Genomic DNA, 25497 nt, shown 5'->3' with positions numbered 1-25497 from the left:
TTATCGTATTTAACTATATGATTGTGATGGGGTTTTATGCTTTGTTTTATTCTATGGTTTATTTATTGGCATGGTCAATGCAGGAACTTTTTTGGCGTGTTGATTTTTCATATGAAAAATCAGGGAAATAAATGAATGGCTTTTTTAAAGGTGATTAGGTGTTTTTATTTTTTAAAGTTATGGCTAATTATTCAATTGAATGATCATGCTTCAATGGGTTTGTTTTTGATTTTATGTGTTGATATCTGTTTTTTTGTAGGTATCTGTATATATTTATATCTTTTACCCATATTTTAAGTGTGGTTATTTTATTTAATATTTCTTATTTAATATATTCTAAGAATTTAGCGTTGAATTCTTTAACCTTATTGAAAATCATAATTATTAATGTTGGTGTTACTATTTTTAATATTTACTCATGTTTAAATATTAAAACTTTTATTGAACCAACAGTGGAATTGTATTTTTATTGTTTAAATGTAGGTGTTAATGTTATTTATACGTTATTCACGTGCTGCATGTGGCGTGGGGAGGTGTAGTGTGATGGCTCAATGCTAAACCTTGAATACGGTAGCTAAAACTCGAACTTACACCAAAATGCTTAAAAACAGCTCATATCTGTGGTGTATTTCTTTTCTTGAAATAAGTTTTAGTTATCGCTGTGAGTGTTATTTTGCATTTCAGTCTTGGGATTTTCGGGGATATAGTCGCACTAAAGACAATCGAGCTCGTTTGTCATTATTATTGATTATGGAGATAACCTAGCAATGTCAGAAAATACTCAGTCAGCAGATTCAATGTTAGCAGCAGGCTCACAAACCGTATCAAAGCCGTTGGTGGTGATTACCGGTGCAAGTTCGGGGATTGGTGCGGCAACAGCACGGCTGTTTTCGGCGAAGGGCCACCCTTTGTTACTGTTGGCACGTAGAGTCGAGAAACTCGAGGCGCTGGCATTGCCGAATACACTTTGCCGTAAAGTTGATATTACGGATATCAGCGCCATTACGGCTGCCATTACTGAGGCTGAAACCTTGTATGGCCCTGTTGATGCGCTGATCAATAATGCGGGTGTGATGCTGCTTGGCAGTATGGCAGAGCAAGATCCGGTTGAATGGCAGGCGATGTTATCGGTGAATGTGAGTGGTGTTCTTAATGGCATTCATGCCGTGCTTCGCGGAATGCGCGCCCGTCAGCACGGTACTATTGTGAATATCAGCTCAGTGGCCGGCCGCAAAACCTTCCCTGATCATGGTGTATATTGCGGCACGAAGTTTGCTGTACATGCCATTACTGAAGGTCTGCGCGAAGAGGTAGCTTTAGATAATGTCCGTTGTATTACTATTGCTCCGGGTGCAGTAGAAACTGAGCTGCTTTCGCATACCACCAGCGAAGCAATCAAGCGTGGTTATGAGGCATGGAAAACTGAGATGGGCAGCGTGGTACAACCCGAACAAGTGGCCGATGCAATTTGTTATGCGTATGAACAACCGCAATCATTGTGTATTCGGGAAATTGTACTGGCGGCGACACGTCAGCAGCCATAAATTGGTATTTCCGTTTATATGATGGATTGACGCAGTATTCACCTTTAGTTTACGTTCAGATGAAGATGACGCTGTTATAATACAATAAGCACTCAGGCAGCCTTGTGGCTGCTTTTTTGTATGCCGTATTGTAGATATAACACCGTATATATAATCAGAGCACCATTAAGGAGAATGCATGCGCAGTTCGATGAGGCTTACTCCTCAGTCAGCGTCTATCAGCCAGTATTGGCGCGAAGCGTGGGGAAATATCCAGCGCAGCGGGCGTAAACTGATCGAGTTTGAACTGCTGTTTGCACTGATGTCAGCGGGGGTCATCGTGCCGCTTTCCGGTTTGGTTCTGAATCATCTGATCAACCGTACTGGAAATGTTGCTATTACTAACTATGACCTGATGGCATTTGCTTTATCCCCCTACGGAATACTCTTTATTCTAGTCACACTGTGCAGCAGCTTTACGCTATTTTTTACCCAGCGGGCAGGGGTGACTATTCTGGCGGCCTCGGTGGTGCATGACCGCCCAGTTGGGCCAATTCGGTCTTTAGTGTTTGCGCTAGGTCGGTTACCGGTTTTTCTACGATTGGGCGGGATATATGCGCTGGGTTTGTTGTTAGCCAGCCTGCCTTTTATCATGTCTGGTGCGATTGCCGCGTATTTTTTGTTACAACGTCACGATATTAATTACTATCTTTATCATCAGCCAACAGAGTGGTTTGCTTTTTTGGGATGTATTGCGCTGTTGGCGCTGGGTTATGCGGTGTTAGCGATTCATTTATGGGCGCGTTCAATTTTAGCATTAACCGTAATTGTCAGCGAACGCCGTGGTGCTATCAGCGCTCTGCACTGCAGTTGGCAGATGACTACCTGCAATGAGCGCTTTATTGTTAAAGCTGCGGGAGGCTGGTGGCTGTTGCTAACGGCGCTGATTTTCCCGCTGAACAGGGCCATTTCCGCGCTGGCCGATTATGGCCTGGATCATGTCACGGTGGGGTTATCTGCTGAAGTGGTTATAGTGACTTTGGTAGCGGCATTGATCTTTATCCTTAGTGCTGCGTGGTCTTTGTTGGGGATGTCGGGGGAGGCGCTGATTGTTCAGCAGTTATACCGCGAGTCGGGCGGTCAGTTGGCTTCACTTGAGCGATTGGAGCGTAACGCTGCGGCCCGCCAAAGCGCTTTATCGGTAAAACTGGTGGGAACAGTACTGATTGCCATTTTTACCGTGATGCTTGCTGCAGGATTGTATAATTTGGCCGATGAACCAAAACCGGATCAAATTTTGATTACCGCTCATCGGGCGGGTGCGATACGCGGGCCGGAGAATACACTGGCAGCGCTGCGTCAGGCGATTGCAGAGCGCGCTGATTATGCAGAAATTGATGTGCAAACCTCGGCCGATGGCCAGCTAGTTGTTTTACACGATGCTGATTTGATGCGGATAGCCAATGATCCGCGCAAGGTTTCTGAGTTGAGTACAGCACAGATCCAAGCCGCCGATGCGGGCAGTTGGCACAGTGCCGCTTTTGCCGGAGAGTCAGTGCCATTGTTGTCAGAGATGCTGGATTTGGCGCGCAATAAAATCGGGCTGAATATTGAGCTGAAATATAACCGGCCAGACCCTTTGCTGGCTGAAAAAGTGGTGGCGTTATTGCAGCAAGAGAACATGACCCAACAGGTGGTAATTACATCACTTGATGCGCGTGCAATAGAAGAGGTGCGCAAGCTTGACCCTTCTCTTGCCACCGGCCTGATAGTTACCACGGCAATTGGTGATCCGAGCCGTACGGATACCCAGTTTCTTGCCATCAACCAATCGGTAGCGACTGAGAAATTTATTGCCAGAGCGCACAAAAGTGGCAAGCAGATCCATGTCTGGACAGTAAATAGCCCCAAGCAGATGATCCGTATGCTGGCATTGGGGGCTGATGTGTTGATTACCGACCATCCACAGGAAGCTGTGGCTATCCGCGCCGAGTGGTTAGCGCTTTCACCTATAGAGCAGACAGCATTACGCTTGCGTTATGTGTTTTAAGCGCTAAATCAAGGTTACAAACCTAAACCTACAAATCTATAAGTTACCAACAAAAATGCCGCAGGCTAAAATAGCTTGCGGCATTTTTTATGGTGTTTTATCTATTTTGTATTTTTATCCGCTAACGTTTATCCACGCGCTTTCCAGCGGTACATCCGCCATGCTTTTTGCTGTGCTGGGGTGAAGAATGTCCATGCAACAAAACGGCTGATCTTCTGGCCCTGAGCCATCTCTATGGTTTTGACTTCTGCTACGCCGGCATCTTCGAGTGCATCATAAATGCGCGACAAGCTTGATTTTTTGGATACGAGCGATGTAAACCAGAAGCATTGCTGGGCAAATTTCTGGCTTTCAGCAATCATGGTACAGATAAACTGAACTTCACCACCTTCGCACCATAACTCATTATTCTTACCGCCAAAGTTAGATGCTGATTGCGCTGACACCGTGACTTTGTTGCCGCGAATTTTTTGGTTAAAGCCCAGATTATCGCGCTTACGCTGTGAGATCTCTTCTGCTTCTTCTGCTGAACCGTGGAATGGCGGGTTACAGAGCGTGAAATCAATCATCTCATTGGGCTGGATGATATTGGTAAAAATACTCTCCAGCGAAGGCTGGTGGCGCAGTGATATCTGAGATTGCAGCGCCGGATTTTGCGCCAAGATCCGCTCAGCTGATTCCAACGCGGTAGTATCAACATCTGAGCCGATAAACTGCCAATTGTAGGCATGCTGACCAAGTAACGGATACACCGCATTTGCGCCAATACCGATATCAATACCGGTAACACCTTTGCCTTTTGGTATCCGGCCCTGATTACTTTCAGCCAGCAGATCGGCAATATAGTGGAGGTAATCAGCACGCCCCGGAATCGGCGGGCAGAGATAACCTTCCGGAATATCCCAGTTTTCGACCGCATAAAAATGCTTCAGTAGGGCGCGGTTTAACGCTTTTACTGCATTCGGATCAGAAAAATTGATTGAATCTGTTCCGTAGGCATTACGCTGTACATAGGTTGCCAGTTCAGGGCTGGTCTCTGTCAGTGCGGCAAAATCGTAAGACGCGCGGTGCAGGTTGCGCGGGTGCAGGCTTTTTTTTGTATCACTCATCGAATATGGCTACCAGAGGAAATAATGCCGCTAATGATAGCGGGAATCCGGCAGTTTGTGGCATAAAACCCGCATTCTGAGGTAATTAAATCCTGATATGCCCGCCTGATATCGGCGGGCTTGGTGCGTTGTAGCCCATTCCATTGCGCTAGACAAAAAGGCGCTAGGGAAAGAGTGCTGTAATATCGGCCCGTTAATATAAGAGCAGGGCAGTTAGAACTGATAGCTCGCCGAAAGTTTCAGATTACGGCCTGGTTCTAGCGTGCCGGATTCCGGAGAGCCCCAATAGAAACCAAATCCAGTTGGTTCGGCATATGCGGTATCAAACAAGTTATCGATACCGGCCATCAGTTTCAGGCCATTGATCTGTTGCGGCTCATAGCTGGTCCACAAATTAACGACACTAAAACCGTTGCGTTCCACCCGTAACGTATCAACGCCACCTTGCTTGTTTCGCTCATGCTGGGTATAGGCATTGTTCGGTGTAAAACGCATATCCGTACCCACAATAACGCTCTCAGTCAGCGCATAAGCGCCCCCGAGTTTAATACTGTGATAACGGGTTTGCGGTAATACAGATTTCATGCCTTGGTGATCGGTCAGCGTTCCATCGCTATAGCTGTAATTGGCGTACAGATCTAAGCGGCCAAAACCGGCGTTAGCATTTATCTCACTGCCCCAAACTTCAGCATTGCCTTGACTGACCAATGCAGTATTTTTGGTCGGATGTAAATAGTTATCCAGTGTATAGCGGTACACTGTAAAGCCACTGGTAGCATAATCTGCGCCAACTAGGCGTGTCAGATCATAATCAGCCCCAACTTCAATGTTATAGCCGGTCTGCGCTTTCACATCTTTTGGTTTCACCATATTGTCACTGATCATAAAGGTTTCCGGTAATCCCGGCCCTTTGAAGATCCTCCCGTAGCCGCTGCGCACCGACAAATTATCGCTCAGGCTGTAACTGCTTTTTAGCTTGGGTGACCACTGATTAAAATCACCTTCGTACAAACCACCCATTTTTATCTGGTCATAGCGTAGGCCCGGAGTGAGTGTCAGATTACCTAGCGTCATTTTATCCTCGGCATACAGACCATAACTGGTCATCAGCCCGCGGCCTTTCACATCTTCCTGTACGATCTTTCCATCTTGCGCACCGCCGATATAGCGGCTTACACCATCGGCTTGTTTGGTTTGAACGGTGCGGTAAGTTTCCATACCGTAGGTCAGCTGATGGTTGCTGATTGTGGTGCTATTTCGCAGATCAGCGCCGGTGGTTTTATTGTAATAGCTGCGGTTCGGGGCATGTTTTTGCGAATCTTTTTCTTGTGATACTTCAGCATCACGATCAATGCCTTGCTTGGTCTGGTAAATATTCAGCGTCATATCCAGTGCTGAACCAGGCGGTGAGATGCGAAGCTCAGAACTGTAGGTATTGCGTGTCATACCAGAGTAACTGTAGTGGTTATCCTCGGTTGCACCGGCTTTTTCACCGGAGATCTGACGGTTGCCGCCATCTTCATAGTGTTGTACGTTAAGTTTAAGCTTGCTGTAAGGTGCCAATTCAAACACGGCTTTTGCCATGCCCGACTTTAATTTTCCCTGCTTTGACTGAATATCTGTGCCATCACCCAACCGCATCGTACCGTCATCATCCATGTGGCCATACAATAACAGCTCACTGGCATCGCCGAGTTTACCGAAAACAGCTGCGCTGCCGGTTTTACGTTGATAGGCATCCTGATAACCGGCTTTAACAAACCCTCCGGCGCGCTCACCCGCTCGCAACAGATCTGAAGGGTCACGTGTTTCATAGCGGAAACTGCCGGTGACCGTACCGCCGCTGTCGAGTGCCGAGTTAGGGCCAAACTCAATCACTGCACGTTTGAGTAGTTCCGGATCAATGGTTTGATCGCCTGAGTGGTGGAAGATCTGCCCCTCTTGGCGCGCACCATCAATGGTCACTAACGAGAATTTATCTTCCAAACCGCGGATCCAAACCTTGCGGCCATAGCGTTGACCACCATCAACAGTTACGCTGGGCAGGGTATTGAGTACATCCTTGATATCGCTGGCCTGCCGGTTGCTGAGTTGCTCGGCATCTATCTGCTGTTGTATGTGAACATCAATCGCTTCACCGGTAACAACAATGGTTTCGCTGGTAGATGTACCGGCCGCATACAGTGCGGTCGAACTCAATATCGTGGCTATTGCGACAGTTAGCGGAGCCAGCGTGAGTGGTGTTACTGTGAAAGAGGCGTGCACTGCGTTACTTTTTTGGGTTGTCATAATAATGGTCGTTATCTGATGATGGATAAAGCGCACCTGTGTTGCTGTTATATCCGTAAAAATAGCAACAACAGATGCATTCAGATGACCTTGCTCATTAGAAATTCAAAAGAGATTAAAAGCGTATTTTAAGATAGCGCTGTAGTCTGGCGTTTACCGGTTTGTCTTTCCCCCTCATCAAGCATATGCGTTGGAATTTGCATGATGAAGCTTCAGGTTAAGCAGGTATACGGCGACATAATTATTATGATGCAAATGATAGCTATTATCATTTAAATAACAAGCGAAATATTCACAAAAAGTTATTATTTATCAATGTGATAATTAACCTATCTTTAGGCACAACATTCAGGCGTAAAAAAGCCTCCGCTGTGGGATAAAAACAGCAGATCTATGTGTATTCTATGTTGTTCTTTTTATGCTGTTCTTCTGATTACCGATTTACACTGCAGGTGGCGGCTAACCGGAACAATCATTGGTGTGCCATAAAAGGGGTCTGGCAGCACATCAGCGTGCAGATTAAAGACCTGTTGTAGCAAGCCAGATGTCATGATCTCTGTCGGTTTTCCTTGCGCGCAGACGTCACCTTGATGAACGGCTACCAATTGATCAGCATAGCGGCAGGCCAGATTCAGATCATGTAGCACCATCACGATGGTTTTACCATGCTCACGATTGAGCATAATCAGCAAATCCAGCAGTTCAATCTGGTGATTCAGATCCAAATAAGTGGTTGGTTCATCGAGCAGCAGAATATCGGCATCTTGCGCCAGAGTCATCGCGATCCAGACCCGCTGGCGCTGACCACCGGATAAACTCTGTACAGTCTGATGCATTAACTCGGTGGTGTGCGTCAACTCCAGTGCCCACTCAACTTTCTGTTGGTCAAGTGCTGACCACTGCTGAAACCAGCGCTGGTGGGGGTATCGGCCCTGTTTTACCAGCTGTAAAACGGTCATCTCTTCAGGCGCGACGGGCGATTGCGGCAAAATAGCCAGTTCTCTCGCAATATCCGTTGCCGCCCATTCGGTCAGCGGGCGATCATCAAGGCACACTTCACCAGCAGTGGGTTTTAGCAAGCGGGCCAGTGATTTAAGCAGGGTCGATTTACCGCAACCATTCGCCCCGATAAATACAGTAATTTCACCGTCAGCAATTTCCAGCGACAGATCATGAATAATACGCCGCTGCGCACCGGCCTGACGTGATGCTTGGGGATAGGAGAGTTGTAAGTTCTGGGTCTGTAAGCGAGTCATGGTTCTCACCGGCGTAAAAGAAGATAGAGGAAATAGGGCGCACCCAGCATGGCGGTAAATACACCAGCCGGAATATCGAGCGGGATCATCAGGGTTCGGCCTATAGTGTCTGCACTGAGCAATAACAGGCTGCCGGTTAGCGCCGCACAAATCAGCAGTGGCCCTTGTTGGTTTCCCACCCAGCGGCGGGCAATATGGGGCGACATCAATGCGATAAAGCCAATTCCACCGACAAACCCGACCGCCAGCGCTGACAGTGCAGCAGAAAGTAGCAGTCCGGCCCACTGCCAGCGCGACAGCGCGCAGCCAAGTCCGGTCGCGGTATCCTCACCCAGCAGTTGTATGGTCAGGTGGCGCAATAAACCGACCAGCAACGGCAGCAGTAAAAACAGTGCGGTGGCTAGCATCCAGACCTGATCGTAACGTGCACCATGCACAGACCCCGTGACCCAAACTGTGCTTTTACCTAAAATCCAGCTTGGCGCATACATGACCAGCAGCGCGCGCAGGGCATCAAGCAGCGTGGCGAAACCAATTCCCACTAAAATCATCTGCCCCGGGCGCAGGTGTAATATCCGGCTAATGCTGACTAGCAGCAGCATCATCAGTACCGCGCCGGTAAAAGCAATCAGTGGCAACCAGATAATCGCAATTTGCTGCTGAAAAAACAGGAAAAACAGCACGACGGCGGTGGCTGCGCCACTGTTAATCCCCAGAATATCGGGTGAGGCCAGCGGGTTGCGGATAATGCTCTGCACCAGAACACCCGATAAACCGAGCGCTGCACCCGCACTTAATGCTAGCAGCACCCGCGGTAGACGAAATTGGTTAACAATCAGTGTGGTAGCGCTGTCTGCCTGACCGCTGATCAGCAGCCACAGCCCTTGCGGAGTCAGCCACTGATTTCCGGCACTGATGGCCAGCAGAGTTAGCAGCAGCAATAGCGTGCTCAGTATCCCTATAACGCGCAGCGGCTGACGAGCAATTAACAGACTGAATGTACGGTAACGTAGCTGGATATAGCGGGATGTATAACCAGACAGATAGGTAGACATGCAGCTCCTCAGGCGGTTTGTTTGGATGAGTTCGGTAGTCGGAGATGTGTGCATTTTAGAGTGCTTGTCCGTTACGGCGGCAGGCTAGATAGACAAAGAACGGTGCGCCCAATACCGCCATGGCCAGCCCGACCGGAACTTCTGCCGGAAAGAACAGGAAACGGGCACTGATATCAGCCGCTGTCAGTAAACTCGCTCCGCACAGTGCCGCCGCAGGAATCAGCCAGCGGTAATCAATGCCTAATATTGCGCGGCAAACATGCGGTACAATTAGCCCGATAAAGCCGACCGGGCCTGCCATCGCGACCGCACTTCCGGTCAACAGTACCACGGCCAGTAGCGCGCCCATTCGCAAGCGGCTCAAGTTAATCCCCAGCCCTTGTGCAGTCTCTTCCCCTAGCGCCAGCGTATTGAGGCTGCGGCTCATCCCCATTGCCATCAACAGACCTGACAGCGCAAAAGGCAGCAGCGGTAGGGCATGGTAGAGTTTTCGGCCCTCAATATTACCGGTAAGCCACAGCATAATTTCACTTTGCGCCGCTTCATTAAGCACCAGTAGGCCGGAAGACCACGAAGAGAGCAGTGCACCAAGTGCAATTCCCGCCAATGTCAGACCCAGCGGGCCAGAAGCGGTACGGCTAACCGCAGCCAGCAAGAAAATCAGCGCCGCGCTACATAAGCTGCCGGCAAAGGCAAACCACATCATCTGCTGAGGTTCACTGATCCCAAACAGGGTATAGGCCACGACAATAAAGAAACCCGCCCCAGAGGTAATACCCAGTACACCGGGTGAAGCCAGCCCATTACGGGTGATCCCCTGCGTCAGCACGCCGGCCACACCCAGACACGCACCCACAAGAGCGGCAATCACCGCTCTTGGCAGGCGTAAATCGCGGATCACACTTAACGCGTTCACTGTGTCGGTATCGGTGGTTATTGCCGCTCCCTGAGAGTGATTTGTTATGGCTTTATAGACCAGCGTACTGTTCAGCCCGGTATAACCAAAACGCAGGCTGGCCAAAAACAGCAAACCTAGCAGCAGCGAAAGCAGCAAGAGCAGCGCAATTTTGGGGATACCAGCGCGGTGTATACGGAAGGTCTGAGGTGTAGGGGAAGACAACGCGGGCATATCCTTTCCTTTAACCTTGTTGTTCTTGTGCTGTGCTTGTTGGTAATACACTTGCCGGTAATAAAGCGGTACGCAGATCATTAAGCACATAATCGGCGGCCATGATCCCGTAAGATTTATTCCACGTTTCATGGTTTACTTTATGCACAGCCCCGTTTTTGACGACCGGAAGCTGTTGCCACAAAGGTTCGGCGATCCAGCTGCTCTCTGCGGCACTGGCTTTGCCGTTACCGGTTTCCATTACAAAGTAGAACAGCTGATCGGCATTAATCTCTGGAATACGTTCGCGAGTTAAGCCTTCGGCAAACCCCTCTTTGTCGTGCAGCGGTGGGCGAGCTAGCCCAACACGGCGGATAATGTCAGTAGCAAAAGAGTCATTATAGTAATAACGCGCACCGGCGCTCTGGAAACGTACCACGGCAACTTGCTGTTGCAGTTTCCCCGCAGCTTGCAGATCGTCTTTTAGCTGTTTCGCTTTGGCATCCCACGCGGCAAGACGAGCGGCCGCTGCTTCCTGCTGGTTAGCGCCATTTGCATAGGTCAGCAGATTATCGCGCCATGCGCCCATAAAGGTTTCACTAAATACGGTAGGCGCAATAGCAGAGAGGTGATCATAAATGTTCTCCTGCCGCTGTTTGATACCAAGGATAAGATCTGGTTTGAGCGCGGCAATCGCCTCCAGATTAACCTGCTCCTCTTCCCCCAGATCGGCTGTGTCCGCATCGCGCAGGGTTTTGCCAAAGTGTGAATACCAAACCCCGTTATCCTGACCGCTGACAGTCATTGAGCGTACTGCGCCAACGGGCGTAATCCCCATCGCCAGCATTGCTTCAGTGGCTTCATTGGTCAGCGTAACAACGCGGACAGGGTGCGTACTAACCTCTGTTGTGCCCATTGCGTGTTTTACACTGCGAGTGGAGAGGGTTGCCGTGCTTTGCTGGGCTGCATTTGATGAGTCAACAGCGTCTGTTGTGGATGAGGCGTTATCACACCCCGTAAGGGTAAAAACAGAGAGCGCGGTGGCAAGCAGAAGAGTATTACGCATAGACTATCCCGATAAAATGTACGGATACAAGATGTAACCTTGTGTGACCTATTAACGGGAATGATATTAACTATCATTATCAAATGCAAGCTGGTGCCGGCAGAAACGTGCACTGAGTACATTTCACTGAGGGCAACGGGTTACATACTTGGTATGCGGTTATCCGCTATTAAAGAGAGATAAAAAGATATAAGGAATAAAACGGCAGACTATGTGCAGGTAAAGCGCACCCTGCGTGACTCTGTGATAATATTTACAGCAATATCAGGCATGATGCAGAAGCTTAGTGCTTTAATGTGGTGATAGCAGTGCGTCATGTAGCACCTATACAGCACCTGACTCCGTATTGAAATTGAATAAGAATCACAACAATGAACGGTAACCCGATTGTGAAAGCCCCTTTGTTGCCGCGCATGGCCGAGCTTAACGGTATCATGCTGCGTGATCGCCGCCGCTTGCAGCGCCGGATTGAAGGCGCAAAGAAGATTAAAAATCCACAAACGCTGCAAAAAGTGGTTGATGAGATAACCACTGAACTTACTGATGCCAAACGTAAGATAGAGGCCCGTCGCGCCTCAATTCCTGCCATTGAATACCCGCCGGAACTGCCGGTTAGCCAAAAAAGAGATGACATTTTAAATGCTATCAGAGATCACCAAGTGGTGATTGTGGCAGGGGAAACCGGATCGGGTAAAACCACGCAGTTACCAAAGATCTGTCTGGAGCTTGGCCGTGGTATTCAGGGGTTAATCGGGCATACCCAGCCACGCCGCTTAGCTGCGCGTTCTGTGGCAAACCGTATCGCCGATGAACTGAAAACTCAGATGGGATCAACTGTTGGTTATAAAGTCCGTTTTAATGATCAGGTGAGTGACAATACGCTCGTCAAACTGATGACTGACGGTATTTTACTGGCAGAAATTCAAAATGATCGGTTTTTAACCCAATACGACACTATCATTATTGATGAGGCGCACGAGCGCAGCCTAAATATTGATTTTATTTTGGGCTACCTGCGTGAGCTGTTGCCAAAGCGCCCTGATCTGAAAGTGATTATCACCTCTGCAACCATTGATCCTGAGCGTTTTTCCAAACACTTTAACAATGCGCCGATCATTGAAGTGTCTGGCCGCACCTATCCAGTAGAGGTGCGTTATCATTGCGCGGCCGATGCGGGGGAGGATAACGATCAACTACAGGCGATTTTTGATGCAGTAGATGAGCTGTATCTGGAGAGTCGCGGTGATATCCTGATCTTCATGAACGGTGAGCGTGAAATACGGGATACCGCTGATGCGCTGGAAAAGCGCCAGTTGCCGCATACGGAGATCTTACCTCTGTATGCACGCCTCTCATCGTCGGAACAAAATAGGGTGTTTCAAGCCTCTGTAGGTCGCCGTATTGTACTGGCAACCAACGTAGCAGAAACATCACTGACCGTTCCGGGGATTAAATATGTGATTGATCCGGGTACTGCACGTATCTCGCGTTACAGTTATCGCACCAAAGTCCAGCGCTTACCGATAGAGCCGGTTTCACAGGCATCGGCCAATCAGCGGAAAGGGCGTTGCGGTCGTGTTTCTGACGGTATCTGTATTCGTCTGTACTCTGAAGATGATTTTTTATCGCGCCCTGAGTTTACTGATCCTGAGATTTTGCGTACCAACTTAGCCTCGGTCATCTTGCAAATGACCTCATTAGGATTAGGGGATATCAGTGCGTTCCCGTTTGTGGAAGCGCCAGATAAACGCAATATTCAAGATGGTGTTCGGCTGCTCGAAGAGCTTGGCGCGCTTGATCCCGAACAAAAAGAGGCGAAAAAGCGTTTAACCCCGTTGGGGCGCAAGTTATCACAACTTCCGGTCGATCCGCGTTTGGCACGTATGGTGTTAGATGCACCTAAATACGGCTGTCTGCGTGAGGTTATGATCATTGTTGCCGCGTTGTCGATTCAAGACCCCCGTGAACGCCCGCAAGAAAAACAACAAGCATCAGATGAAAAGCATCGCCGTTTTCATGATAAAGACTCTGATTTCTTGGCATTTGTGAACCTGTGGGATTATCTGCGCGATCAGCAAAAAGCACTTTCTAGCAACATATTTCGTCGTCAGTGTAAATCTGATTTCCTTAATTATTTACGCATTCGTGAATGGCAGGATATTTACACGCAATTACGTCAAGTTGTGCGTGAACAAGGTCTGTCTATCAATGAAGAACCTGCCGATTTTCGTTCGGTTCATTTAGCGTTACTTACCGGTATGCTTTCCCATATTGGTATGAAAGATGCCGAGAAAAATGAATTTCAAGGGGCGCGAAATGCCCGTTTTGCCATTTTCCCAGGTTCAGCGCTATTTAAAAAATCACCAAAGTGGACAATGGTTGCCGAGCTTGTTGAAACATCGCGTTTATGGGGGCGTATTGCAGCCCGTATTGAACCTGAATGGATAGAGCCTCTTGCCCAGCATTTAGTAAAGCGCAGCTACAGTGAACCGCATTGGGAAAAAGCCCAAAATGCGGTTATGGCCAGTGAACGCGTTACGCTTTACGGAATTCCTATTGTTGTTGCGCGTAAAGTTAATTATGGCGAGATTGATCCGCTGTTATCACGCGAGTTGTTTATTCGTTCAGGGCTGGTGGAAGGGGAATGGAACACGCGGCATAAGTTTTTCCGTGAAAACCGTTTATTACTGGCAGAAGTGGAAGAGCTAGAACATAAATCACGTCGCCGTGATATTTTGGTTGATGATGAAACCCTGTTTGCGTTTTATGATCAGCGTTTACCGCACGATATCGTTTCTGGTCGCCACTTTGATAGCTGGTGGAAGCAAGCTGAAAAAGCACAACCTGATTTACTCAGCTTTGAAAAATCAATGTTGATTAAAGAAGGGGCGGCAAAGATCAGTGATTTGGATTACCCGAACTTTTGGTATCAAGGTGGTCTGAAATTAAAGCTTTCGTATCAGTTTGAACCGGGGCAGGAAGCCGATGGCGTGACAGTACATATTCCATTACCGGTATTAAATCAAGTTGAGGCGATAGGTTTTGACTGGCAAATTCCCGGTTTGCGTGAAGAGCTAATTATTGCGCTGATTAAATCGCTACCAAAGCCAGTACGCCGTAATTTTGTTCCGGCCCCCAATTATGCTCAGGCATTTTTAGGTCGGGCAGAGGCGCTCGATGGTCATTTACTCGATGCGCTCGAACGTGAATTCCGCCGGATGACAGGGGTGACAGTGTCACGTGATGATTGGGGTTCAACACCGATTCCTGATCATCTCAACATCACATTCCGAGTGGTGAATGATAAAAATCAGAAGTTAGCTGAAAGCACTGATCTGGATACATTAAAACTAAATCTGAAAGAAAAAGTGCAGGAAACACTTTCCGCAGTGGCTGATGATGGTATTGAACAGTCTGGTTTACATCTTTGGAGTTTTGGTTCACTGCCGCAATGCTATGAACAAAAGCGGGGTGGCTATTCAGTTAAAGCTTTTCCTGCGCTGGTGGATGATAAAGATTCAGTCAGTATTAAACTGTTTGAAACCGAGCATGAGCAACAAAAAGCAATGCTAAAAGGTACGCGCCGCTTATTATTACTGAACGTTCCGTCACCGATTAAATATTTACATGAGCGTTTACCTAACAAGGCCAAGTTGGGGCTTTATTTTAACCCGTTTGGCAAGGTTCTTGACTTAATTGATGACTGTATTGATGCCGGTATTGATAAGTTAACCGCTGAGTTTGGTGGGCCAGTATGGGAAGATAATAATTTTGAGTTATTGCGAGATCATGTTCGAGCGCATTTAAATGATACGGTAGTAGATATTGCTCAACAAGTTGAGCGTATATTAACAACATCACATGAAATTAATAAGCGTTTAAAAGGAAAGATTGATTTCACCATGGCATTTGCATTGTCTGATGTGAAAGCGCAAATGGAAAATTTAATTTATCGAGGCTTTGTCAGTGAGTGTGGTTGGCAGCGTTTACCTGATGTACAACGCTATTTAAATGCCATTGAGCGCCGTTTAGAGAAATTGCCGACAGATCCTAATCGTGATAGAGCGCAGATGCTTAAAGTAGAGTCAATACAGAAAGAGTATCAGCTATTACTGGGTAAAATACCCAAAGGGCAGCCTGTTCCAGATAAAGTACAAGATTTACGCTGGATGCTTGAAGAACTAAGGGTCAGCTTGTTTGCCCAACAACTAGGTACACCGTATCCGGTTTCAGATAAACGGGTGAAAATAGCTATTGATGATGTGTTAAATTAAATTTTACCGATTAAATACCTTAATAAAAGGCCCTGTGATAGGGCCTTTTTTATATTTTAGTGCGTATTTATGCTGTTTTAATACGATGGATTATATATTTTCAATGCAATTTAAAATATATAATCACTAAAAACGATACATCATTCCGATAGAAAAATTACTTAACTGAGAGTTAAAAAACTCAACATCAGAATTTATTTTCCCATAGGCTAAAGAGCCATAAATAGACAGTTTTGGCATATCAATAATATTATTCCTAAATAACATTATGTTAGCCGCAAAATCCGTTGAATCTGTTTTTTTATCAAAAACTGGATTAGCTCTCTCGTAATCGGTTTTACCTAAATAAATATTACTGACTAAACTGTATGGCATTGATCGCCAGAAATAACTAACTAGCATACCATATTGTTGATTGCTGACAGCATCGCCTTCTAGTTGGTTATCAACATACCGAAGCTCCGGCACTAAATATTGACTTTGATTGATAGCATAAAAATAAGATACACGTGATGTATGGCTGTAACCATTGCGATCAAGCATCCGCATCTGTGCTGATGTCAATTCATTATTTTGATATAAGTATTGCCCACTGGTTTCATTATCAATAGATAAATTGCGGTAGGTATAATCAGCTGAGAAGTTACTGCCTAAAATATTTTGCCATCCAATCAATGCACCTTTGGTATCACGTTTTGTATCTGATCGAGCAACACCAAATGCATATGGGTCTTGCCAGACGTTATTAGCTAACCCAGAAAATACATAGGCTGCGGAAAGAATACCATTCTGACCAATTTGTTGGCGAACACCGAGTTGTTGTGAGAAATCGAGCCGAACAGAGTCTTGAATTAGATTCCCTAAATAGAATTGTGTTCTTGATTCACCCAATGTATAGCGTAAATCTAAGTTAAAAGAAGGGGATAGCTTATTTTTTGACTCAGCTGACGCGTCTTTATTTGCGACATAACGGTTAGCATCATCTTCACCTGTCGGGCCAAGATACAGGTTCGATTTATTCTGCGTAGCATTTATACCACCAGAAATAAAGCCTGACCACCCACTTTCTTTTGGTATATCAAGCGGTGTGGCAGCATAAGAACTAGATAATGGCACTAATAATGAGGCTGATAACAATATTTTATTTTTCATTTTTCCGCCTATAAAATGTTGGGAATGCAGCGCTATGTTGTTAATTAATCTAATTGCAGTTTACATCAACGTTAATCAAGTCACCATTGGTAATTGAATGTACTCTTTGGGTAAGGGTATAGAGTGCGCTGACATGTTTTGACACAGATAATGGGTGTGCACAGAAAGCGAATCACGGTAAAAGGTTGATCATATTTTAAACGCATGGCTTGTGCTTTCACCAAGTTGTTTTATTTTAGCACCAGAACGGTTGATTCAATTTATGTTTTCGTTTAAAAAAACCACGCTGACGTTAAAAGTTATTTTTGCATGTACAGCCATTTTTTTATCATCAATGGCACATGCAGCAGAATTACCAAGTTTGTTAAATGGGCAAAGTAAAACATCGGTTGAGCATATATCTTTTGATAATGCAGCTGATTATATGCAGTTTATGCATCAGCATGATATCTATATTGGTGATATAGACCGTAGTGGTATACCTACGGTTTATTGTAATAATTTACCTAATGATCTTCGCGATATGAATACACCTGAAAAGAAAAAAACATTTATCATGATTATGTTACCCATTATTAAGAAGGTTAACCGTGAAATAAAAGAGACCAGGTCAGAGATAATTAAACTGCATAACCAGAAATTAGGTGATAAATCATTATCAGATAATGAATCTGAATGGCTTAATGAAGTTTATGCTCAGTATAATGTATCGCCTAGTGATTATAATCACTTGCTTTCTCGGGTTAATATTGTTCCTGCCTCACTGGTTTTAGCACAAAGCATTGATGAGAGTGGGTGGGGTACATCGTATACAGCTAAGCATGGTAACGCGATTTTTGGCCAGCATGAATCACCTCAGCATGAAAACTATGTCATCCATGCTGAGCATGGACGAGTCAGATTAGCCGGATTCAACACACTGTATGATTCAGTGTATTCTTATATCCATAATTTAAATATAAACCCGGCATATCACGATTTTCGTCTTCGCCGCCAGCAAATGCAAAACAGTGATGAGAGATTATTCGGTTATTCATTAGCGAATGATCTCGTTCATTATTCCTCAAGGGGTAGACACTATATTCGAGACCTGCATGAATTAATGCATAATGCTAATCTCAATCAGTTTGATAATATTCAATTGGCGAAAAGCGAACCTGTTCATGTTACTTTCTCAGAAAGTTAATTTAATCCATTAACATGATAAAAGATAAATAGAAAGAGTAACTCTTGTAAATTTAAGTCATCATACTATACTATGCCTAATAGTATCATAGGTAGCGCTATGCGCTGAAAATTTTATATCAAAAGGTTTAGCATGGCTATTTCTCTAAAATCCGCCAAATATGATCTTGATTGTGCACTTGATGTATTAGATTTATTTCTAACAGACAATCCAATAACCCATCTATGGTTATATGAGTTGCCTTTATGGAGCAGGGCGGATGAAGGCAATCTTCCTGATATCATTCCGGTGACTGCGATTATCGGTGGAGAAGAGCTAACACCACTGCTGATAAAAATATACCGCCAATTTTATGCTCCTGATACCTGTGATTCTGATTCAACCCCCTCAACAAAAATTGTCCAGCGTTATCCAGGCTTAGCTGTTTGTTCTGGAAGTTACCATGAGCTACAAGAAATTATTCACACCATTAATGCGTGTAAAGATCGGTTCGCTGATGCTATCAAAGCAGTAGGTAATCCAGAGCAGCGTTTTGAAGCTGTACATTCTCGCTTCCCGATGATGGTCACATTACAGGCTACTCGCCACATCAAATTATTACCCTGTAACACAATGAAGGTAAGTTTTTCATGGCAGAGGCCTATTGCATCAAAAAGTGATAGCAGTAAATTGAATAAGGCATTATTGCTTGAAAAGTTAACCCAAGAACGGCGTTACCCTCCGGCACATATCGCAATGAATTTAGAAGGGGATATTTGGGCTGCAAAAATAGAAGAAGAGATCGCGATAGTCGAAGCGCTGCCTGAGAATGCGCAATTGCGTTATCGCCGTATATTACGGGAAGTACCACAGGTTAATTGGGTATACGAAGAACAACTTCCAGACACAGATCTCATAACCACATTACGCGGTAATGGTAAGGTAAATCTACCATTATTGACCACTAATATACCGGTAAAAGTAACACCACTAAAAGATTTTAACCGTATAGATGCTGAATCAAAACACCGCAGACCAATAGGAAAAGGCAAGGCACTGCTTCCACGTTTGAATATTGAAATAATAGAGTAGACTAGTAAACCGGATCAACTTGCCCGATGATGATATCTATCGGGCAGAACAAAGATATCAGCTGTCATTAACGTAAATGCCGACCACCATCAACATGTAAAGTCCGGCCTGTTACATATTGGCTGTCGAGTAAATATTGCACAGTTTGAATGATTTCAGCTTCACCAGGTACAACTCCCATTAATGATTTAGCCAGTGCTTTCTTCTTATACTCATCATCATCATGGTCATTAAACATTATCAACGCAGGTGCGATAGCATTTACTTTAACCAAAGGTGCTAGTTTCTTTGCAAACGATAATGTTAAATTCTCTAATGCGGCTTTGCTTGCTGCATAAGCAATATGTTTGTCGCTACCTTTTTCTGCCACATAGTCAGTAAAATGAATAATATCAGCATGCTCATCAAAATGGTTTTGCAGCAACATATTTAGTAAATAGGGGGTTTTAACATGAATTTGCATCATTGCATTAAGTGCAGAGCTAAGATCACTTACTGTTTTTTTATCTGATCGCCATTCAGAGGCGTTATGAATTAATGCCTTTATCTTTTGCTCACCAAGTTTCTCTAGTGTTGCAATAACGTGCTCATAAAACTGTTCAATACCCAGATCTGTTGAAAAATCAGCGTGAAGACAAATAGCCCCTAGAGCGATCAATTCATCAACCTCACGGTAATGAGTTCGATAACTGATAATCACCGTTTTTTGTTGCTGTAAAAAATAGCGGGCAAGTGCGTAACCAATACGTTTTGCTCCACCCGTAATAATGATGACCTCTGAATGTGGTTGCAATGGCATAGAGCTGTACTCGCTATCTATAAAAATTAACTATATACATATACTGAATTGATGTTCATCTCAACTTATTTTAAGTTAAAGTAAAAAAGCCGATGTATCAACATCGGCTTTTTTAGATTATGAATGCAAATTTTGATATAGCATCCATGTAGCGGGTAATATTCCTAGTAAAAGCATTAATACGCCAATACGATCAATCCGTTGTAGAGGAAGCACATCCGCATTATTTTTCCGAGAGTAGAAAAAGAGAAGTACACCAGGTGCGTACATTAAAACAGATAACATTAAATGAGGTAAACCTGATGCATAAAGTAACCAGATACCGTATATACATGCACCACAGCTAATCATTTTTAACAAGATACTTTTGCGTTCAATTGCAATTTTAAGTAGGAATGCACCAACTAAAAAGTAGGGTACAAGTACCATTTCAGATGCTATTGTCAGCAATGAATTGTATGTTCCACCATAAAAATAGATCAGTAACAATACAATCTGAACACAGCCATTCGTAAGCCACAAAGATGATGATGGAGAACCATTCTCATTTATTTTTGACAAATAACGTGGGAATGCATTTTGCAATGCAGCAACATGGGGAACTTCAGCGGCTAGAATAGTCCAGCTTAAATACGCGCCACATACTGAGATAATTAAACCTAAGCTAATAATGATTTTACCCATAGGGCCAATCATTAGATCAAGCATGCCAGCCATTGAAGGGTTACGTAATAACGCCACATCAGCACGTGGCATAACACCAACAGCTAACAGCGTTACCAGTAAATAAATCCCCAACGCTGACAATAAGCCTAGCATAGTTGCGCGGCCAATATCATGTTTGTGTTTTGCACGAGAGGAAACAACTACAGCACCTTCAACACCAATAAAAACCCATACCGTTATCAGCATTGTTTCTTTTACTTGTTGCCATACGGGAGTTTCTAATGCCAGGCCAGTAAAATCAATATGGAATGTATCCCACTTAAAAAAGAATACAGCACAAACAATAAAAATACACAGCGGAATAAGTTTAGCAATTGTCGCTAAATTATTAATGCTTGCAGCTTCCTGAACGCCACGCAATACCATCGTGTGCACAATCCAAAGTAGGGCAGATGAGCACAATAATGCCTGCCAAGTATTGCCGTCACCAAATATCACATTACCAGGGCTATCAGTAAAAAAACTTAATGTTGCAAAGAGAATAACCAAATAAGAAGTATTAGCAATAACAGCGCATAGCCAATAACCCCAAGCAGAGCAAAAGCCTATAAACTCACCGAACCCTTCACGCGCATACGTGAATATTCCGCCTTCAAGATCTGGGCGTAAACGCGATAAATGTAATAATGCGAGTGCTAGGAAAATAATGCCAACACCAGTAATGGCCCAGCCAATCAATAACGCGGCGGGGCTGGCCACGGCAGCCATATTTTGAGGCAAGCTAAAAACACCTGCGCCAACCATGGAGCTAAGTACCAGTGCAGTTAATGCACCAAGACCAAGTTTTTTGTTCAATGTGGGGAGATCCTGAAGAATGGTCTAAACAAGCCGGTATCATAATACCGACCCCAAGCATTATATTTCATGACATAGCGTTCAATCTATTTGAGTGAAAATCACTAATGTCATTGAATACTCGCGAATTTTACGCACATGTCGCTATATCAGCAAAGGATTTCTTGCCTGCAAAGTATTTAATTTCAAATGGCGTACAATATGCGCTATTTTCATATCAATCACCATAAATCGTTCAATTAACAGCCTAAATGTAGGCTTTACGCTCAATAAATAGACTCATACGCTTGTAATGCTATGATAAGTAATCTATCTGTATCTTATGCAGAATTGATTTTGTCAGTATCTGTGTACTTATAATTTCAGATTTCACGTAGCGCGATCAACTCAATGGTTGTTAATGTTAGGTTTTAATTATGAGTGAAATATGTAATCGCGCATGTATGCATCAATGATAACTATTGATGATCTGTTATCCTCACTGCTCATTGCTACATCCAACCACAAGTGCGCACAATGTATATTATGTTAAATTAAGAAGGGAGTAAGCAGAAACCATCTCTACCTCATAGTAGTGTGAGTAATACTGTATACAGAACTGTTACCACGTAGCCTCTCCTCTTTTTTTCATCTATTCGTTATGTTTTCTGGTTTTGGTAATAATAAAAAAAAGACTAAAAATACGACGGCCTTTATTGTATTCTCAATTGCTCTTTGTCATTTAGCAGAGATCATATTCATCGTATTATGAACATAAAAATGGAGAAGCACACTGATTTTAAAAATCACTACGCACTACAACAATCATACCAATCCGGCCATTAAAAAAATCAGGTCTGGCTGCTCTTTATAGCAAACTAAACCCTACTAAGGATATAAAAGCAGTTGATAACGCTACGTGAAATCTAAAAATTTAAACGGATATTCGTAGTTAAAATTAAAATCACTTAAGCCTACCAATTAGATTGGATTGGCTAAAAATTAATCACAATAAAGCTGGTAGCTCATAACATGAGCGTTTTATGTTCAGCCCACCCTACTTTCTCAGTTTACTTAGATGCTTAGATCACAAAAAAAGAAAGAAAATCTGGCATTAAACTGTCTTTATCTATTTATCAGTGATCTCATTTTCAAAAATCATATTTTTATCTAGATAATTTTTAGTTGCCTAACTGCGTAATCATATCTGAAGGTAACCACAGTATATGAATAAGACAAATTGAACTCAGAAAAAATTAAATCATCACAATCATTTTTGAACATAAAATATGCCTTGCTGAGTACTTTGCCTAAAATATACCAATCGGCCTTCTTTAGAGATTATAAAGCAGAAATAGTGTACAGATACTAAAGTGCGTAAGAAGAAACACTATTCTCATGTAAGATAATGACAAACATGGGTAAAACTAATTTCAATGAACGCTGCTATCACAATGATACCCTCTTAGTCATATTGGGTTTGCTATTTAATCTATAACATCAGAAATCCAATATGTGGATACTTGCTTTTACTTTCTGCTTTAGAGTGTCATTTTATATAGTATGGTTCTGAAAACATTATACCCATAAGGATAATTAACCAAGATTATTATAATCTTTATCTACATGGTAAATATCTACTGATATGATCATATGCTTATCTTGTAATATATATTAACGATGAAAAATACTAGAGTACATTTAAAATCAACCTGTATGAAAATTACTTTATATTTACAATATATGCAAGGCTATATAATTAACAGTAAGTTAAAATTTGAAGTCTGTATTAATCCATCAATTAAAAATATTAAAATGGTGCTGTTGATATTAATACGTCAATTTTTATTAAAATTAATTATTTATCCCATGATTATTCCTATTTTTTTAAAATATTTATAAAAATAACATTACTATGCTGATAGTATTTATAATACAAACTAGATATAAAAAATTTTTTACAGTAACCCACATCATCATAATTTCTTGACATCAATAATCAGAATTGCGGCAGGTTATAAAATACCCTATCAATAGGATATTCAAATGGAGATAGCTATTTAACTAAAAATAAATTGATTATATCCCCGAGAAATTTTAGACCAGCACAAAAAATCGATTTGATTATCCTATGACATAAATTGAATAGCTCAACTGGTTTCAGGCGAAAAAAACCGTGATGTAAGATCACGGTGATATTATTAAATAGGTGAGTCTATTTAATATTAGCTAATCAAATTGAATTGTAGACAGAGTTCAACTTATAGATATAACGCCTGGCTTGCTGATCGTTATGTTGAGTATTTATATAACGATAAACTTGTTCAGGGCTCATGCGATTGATTTTTTGCAGAGCTTTCTTTTTGTCTGGATGAAATGATCGTAATAATGCACCAGCACCATTACTGTAAGCTGCCATCATTGCATAATGCATACTTTTCGGATGCCGAATACCGGCGAGTTGCCTATCACGCAAAATACTTAAATAGGCTGTACCAACATCAATATTATTGGCTGGATTAAGCAAATAACTTTTTGTCGGCATGCCTGAACTGTTTTTATAAACACGGAACACTTCGCGCCCTGCTGTCTCACGTTTAATTTGCATTAAACCGATCGCATTTGAACGGCTAATTGCATTAGGATTAAAACTTGATTCAACTTGTATCAATGCAGTAACCAGCTTCTCATCAACACCATAACGGCGTGCTGATTTTTTTATTGATGGCATGTACATCTTCGCCTGTGGGCTCAGGGTAGTATGCTCATAGTTCGGTTGCTTTGAAGGGCGTTTGCCTGAACTGCTACAGCCTGCAAGAACAAGCGTGAACAAGATCAAAACAAACCAATAACGTGGTTTATTCATAAGTAATACATTAATACTCAGGGTGAACGAAAAGTTTGAAAGAAAATAATAACAATCTCTGCATTATACTTTGCAATGCAAATGATTAAAATGTGAACTAGATCAGTTATTCTGATCATTATGTTATCCAGTGGCCATTCTGCTTTTTTAGCATGACTAACTTTACACAAGAAAACACACAATAAATTCGTGTGTTTTTTGTGCATGAGGAATGTTTTGGCAGCTCACCTTCTCTTCTTTAGGTAAAATACAGGCCAAAAGTATGGTTGTAAAATAGCCAAAACACCTGAATCACCTTCTTATATGCTAACCAAATCACCTCTTTTTCTAAATAAATGCCACTTATTGGCCTTTTATCACGAAATTTCATTAATGACTTGTGTATGTCAGTAGATTATAAGCTATAATCAAACGGCAGTGCGCATTACAACGTTCTGTTGTTAGTTTTGAGTTTACGAAAAATTTATGAAAACCAAGCAAATAAGTATGTACAAGAGGCTAATCTGTGGTAATATCCATTCCGGCCTGTAAAGCAGACCTTATTTATGCAACAATTTGATTCTGAACGCTTCGCTACACCGCTTAACTTTGTTAGTAGTTGTCCTGAAGATTTTCGTTCAATTGGTCATCATAAATATTTCTTTATTCTGGCTAGAACGCGCTATGCGTAATGTTTAACTTTAAATAAAAGATTTTCAGGAGACTAAAATGTCTAAATCTACTGGTACCGTTAAGTGGTTCAACGAAGAGAAAGGTTTTGGCTTCATCACTCAAGATAACGGCGGCGCTGACGTATTCGTTCACTTCCGTGCTATCATGAGCGAAGGCTTCAAAACTCTGGCTGAAGGTCAAAAGGTTTCTTTTGACGTTGAACAAGGCCAGAAAGGTCCTCAAGCAGCTAACGTAATCAAGCTGTAATTGAGCCTTCTTTAGTTAGACTTCGGTCTGATTAAAAGCAAAAAAGCATCCTTAGGGGTGCTTTTTTTATATCTATTGACTCCCTCTTCTTCCCCCAATTGTTGGGTTCTCAATTCAATAACTATGGCTAACGCACTCTCTTCACTTCGTTTCATTTCTCTATTCTTACCAATTAGTGATAAATAATGTGTTTGATGCAAAAAAAAAGCATCCATTGAGGATGCTGTATTATTATCTGCAATTAACACGCGTTCGCTTGGTAACCTGCTATATAT

The 25497-nt window shown here is 43.3% G+C and carries 17 protein-coding genes; 6 read left to right on the top strand and 11 right to left on the bottom strand.

Annotated features, from left to right (window positions below):
- Positions 1-767: 767 nt before the first annotated feature.
- Positions 768-1544, top strand: a complete 777-nt coding sequence (locus tag AC1HDJ_RS09225; RefSeq protein WP_479535285.1) for an SDR family oxidoreductase — start codon at positions 768-770, stop codon at positions 1542-1544.
- Between the two features lie 178 nt (positions 1545-1722).
- Positions 1723-3573 carry a glycerophosphodiester phosphodiesterase family protein gene (locus tag AC1HDJ_RS09220; RefSeq protein ID WP_479535283.1) on the top strand — a complete coding sequence of 617 codons (1851 nt, stop codon included), beginning with the start codon at positions 1723-1725 and terminating at the stop codon, positions 3571-3573.
- Positions 3574-3701: 128 nt separating this feature from the next.
- On the opposite strand, the gene rlmF is transcribed toward AC1HDJ_RS09220, so the two are convergent.
- The 6 genes from rlmF to AC1HDJ_RS09190 all read right to left on the bottom strand — a co-directional run bounded on the left by rlmF (position 3702) and on the right by AC1HDJ_RS09190 (position 11456).
- A complete protein-coding gene (rlmF, locus tag AC1HDJ_RS09215; protein ID WP_479535281.1) occupies positions 3702-4682 on the bottom strand; it encodes a 23S rRNA (adenine(1618)-N(6))-methyltransferase RlmF in 981 nt (326 codons plus the stop codon).
- A 213-nt stretch (positions 4683-4895) separates the two neighbouring features.
- Positions 4896-6971: a TonB-dependent receptor domain-containing protein gene (locus tag AC1HDJ_RS09210; protein WP_479535279.1), complete on the bottom strand. Its 2076-nt coding sequence runs from the start codon at positions 6969-6971 to the stop codon at positions 4896-4898.
- Between the two features lie 416 nt (positions 6972-7387).
- Positions 7388-8227 carry an ABC transporter ATP-binding protein gene (locus AC1HDJ_RS09205; RefSeq protein ID WP_479535277.1) on the bottom strand — a complete coding sequence of 280 codons (840 nt, stop codon included), beginning with the start codon at positions 8225-8227 and terminating at the stop codon, positions 7388-7390.
- A 5-nt stretch (positions 8228-8232) separates the two neighbouring features.
- On the bottom strand, positions 8233-9282 hold the full coding sequence (locus tag AC1HDJ_RS09200) for a FecCD family ABC transporter permease (RefSeq protein WP_479535274.1): 1050 nt from the start codon (positions 9280-9282) through the stop codon (positions 8233-8235).
- Positions 9283-9337: 55 nt separating this feature from the next.
- Positions 9338-10411 (bottom strand): FecCD family ABC transporter permease, encoded by a 1074-nt coding sequence (locus AC1HDJ_RS09195; protein WP_479535272.1) that lies wholly within the window; start codon positions 10409-10411, stop codon positions 9338-9340.
- A gap of 10 nt (positions 10412-10421) precedes the next feature.
- A complete protein-coding gene (locus AC1HDJ_RS09190) occupies positions 10422-11456 on the bottom strand; it encodes an ABC transporter substrate-binding protein (RefSeq protein ID WP_479535270.1) in 1035 nt (344 codons plus the stop codon).
- Positions 11457-11827: 371 nt separating this feature from the next.
- Here AC1HDJ_RS09190 and hrpA point away from each other — a divergent pair, with 371 nt between their 5' ends.
- A complete protein-coding gene (hrpA, locus tag AC1HDJ_RS09185) occupies positions 11828-15730 on the top strand; it encodes an ATP-dependent RNA helicase HrpA (RefSeq protein WP_479535268.1) in 3903 nt (1300 codons plus the stop codon).
- A gap of 126 nt (positions 15731-15856) precedes the next feature.
- Here hrpA and AC1HDJ_RS09180 read toward each other — a convergent pair whose 3' ends face one another.
- Entirely contained in the window at positions 15857-16882 is a 1026-nt protein-coding gene (locus tag AC1HDJ_RS09180; RefSeq protein WP_479535266.1) for a DUF2860 family protein, read from the bottom strand.
- Between the two features lie 211 nt (positions 16883-17093).
- On the opposite strand from AC1HDJ_RS09180, the gene AC1HDJ_RS09175 reads away from it, so the two are divergent.
- Positions 17094-18068: a glucosaminidase domain-containing protein gene (locus tag AC1HDJ_RS09175; protein ID WP_479535264.1), complete on the top strand. Its 975-nt coding sequence runs from the start codon at positions 17094-17096 to the stop codon at positions 18066-18068.
- A 132-nt stretch (positions 18069-18200) separates the two neighbouring features.
- Complete coding sequence (locus AC1HDJ_RS09170) at positions 18201-19139, top strand: DNA replication terminus site-binding protein (protein ID WP_479535261.1); 939 nt, start codon at positions 18201-18203, stop codon at positions 19137-19139.
- Between the two features lie 67 nt (positions 19140-19206).
- Here AC1HDJ_RS09170 and folM read toward each other — a convergent pair whose 3' ends face one another.
- From folM to AC1HDJ_RS09155, 3 genes are all read right to left on the bottom strand, one after another.
- The gene (folM, locus tag AC1HDJ_RS09165) at positions 19207-19938 is read right to left on the bottom strand and encodes a dihydromonapterin reductase (protein ID WP_479535259.1); all 732 of its coding nucleotides are present in this window, start codon (positions 19936-19938) and stop codon (positions 19207-19209) included.
- A gap of 117 nt (positions 19939-20055) precedes the next feature.
- The gene (locus AC1HDJ_RS09160) at positions 20056-21459 is read right to left on the bottom strand and encodes an amino acid permease (protein ID WP_479535257.1); all 1404 of its coding nucleotides are present in this window, start codon (positions 21457-21459) and stop codon (positions 20056-20058) included.
- A 2212-nt stretch (positions 21460-23671) separates the two neighbouring features.
- Positions 23672-24304, bottom strand: a complete 633-nt coding sequence (locus tag AC1HDJ_RS09155) for a transglycosylase SLT domain-containing protein (RefSeq protein ID WP_479535255.1) — start codon at positions 24302-24304, stop codon at positions 23672-23674.
- Positions 24305-25012: 708 nt separating this feature from the next.
- Here AC1HDJ_RS09155 and cspE point away from each other — a divergent pair.
- Positions 25013-25222, top strand: a complete 210-nt coding sequence (gene cspE, locus AC1HDJ_RS09150) for a transcription antiterminator/RNA stability regulator CspE (RefSeq protein ID WP_438621967.1) — start codon at positions 25013-25015, stop codon at positions 25220-25222.
- Positions 25223-25233: 11 nt separating this feature from the next.
- Here the strand turns inward: cspE and AC1HDJ_RS09145 are convergent, their stop codons facing one another.
- On the bottom strand, positions 25234-25470 hold the full coding sequence (locus AC1HDJ_RS09145) for a hypothetical protein (RefSeq protein WP_479535252.1): 237 nt from the start codon (positions 25468-25470) through the stop codon (positions 25234-25236).
- Positions 25471-25497: the final 27 nt, after the last annotated feature.

It is taken from the genome of Plesiomonas sp. ISS29 (assembly GCF_056522795.1).
This window is presented reverse-complemented; position numbering and strand designations above follow the sequence as displayed.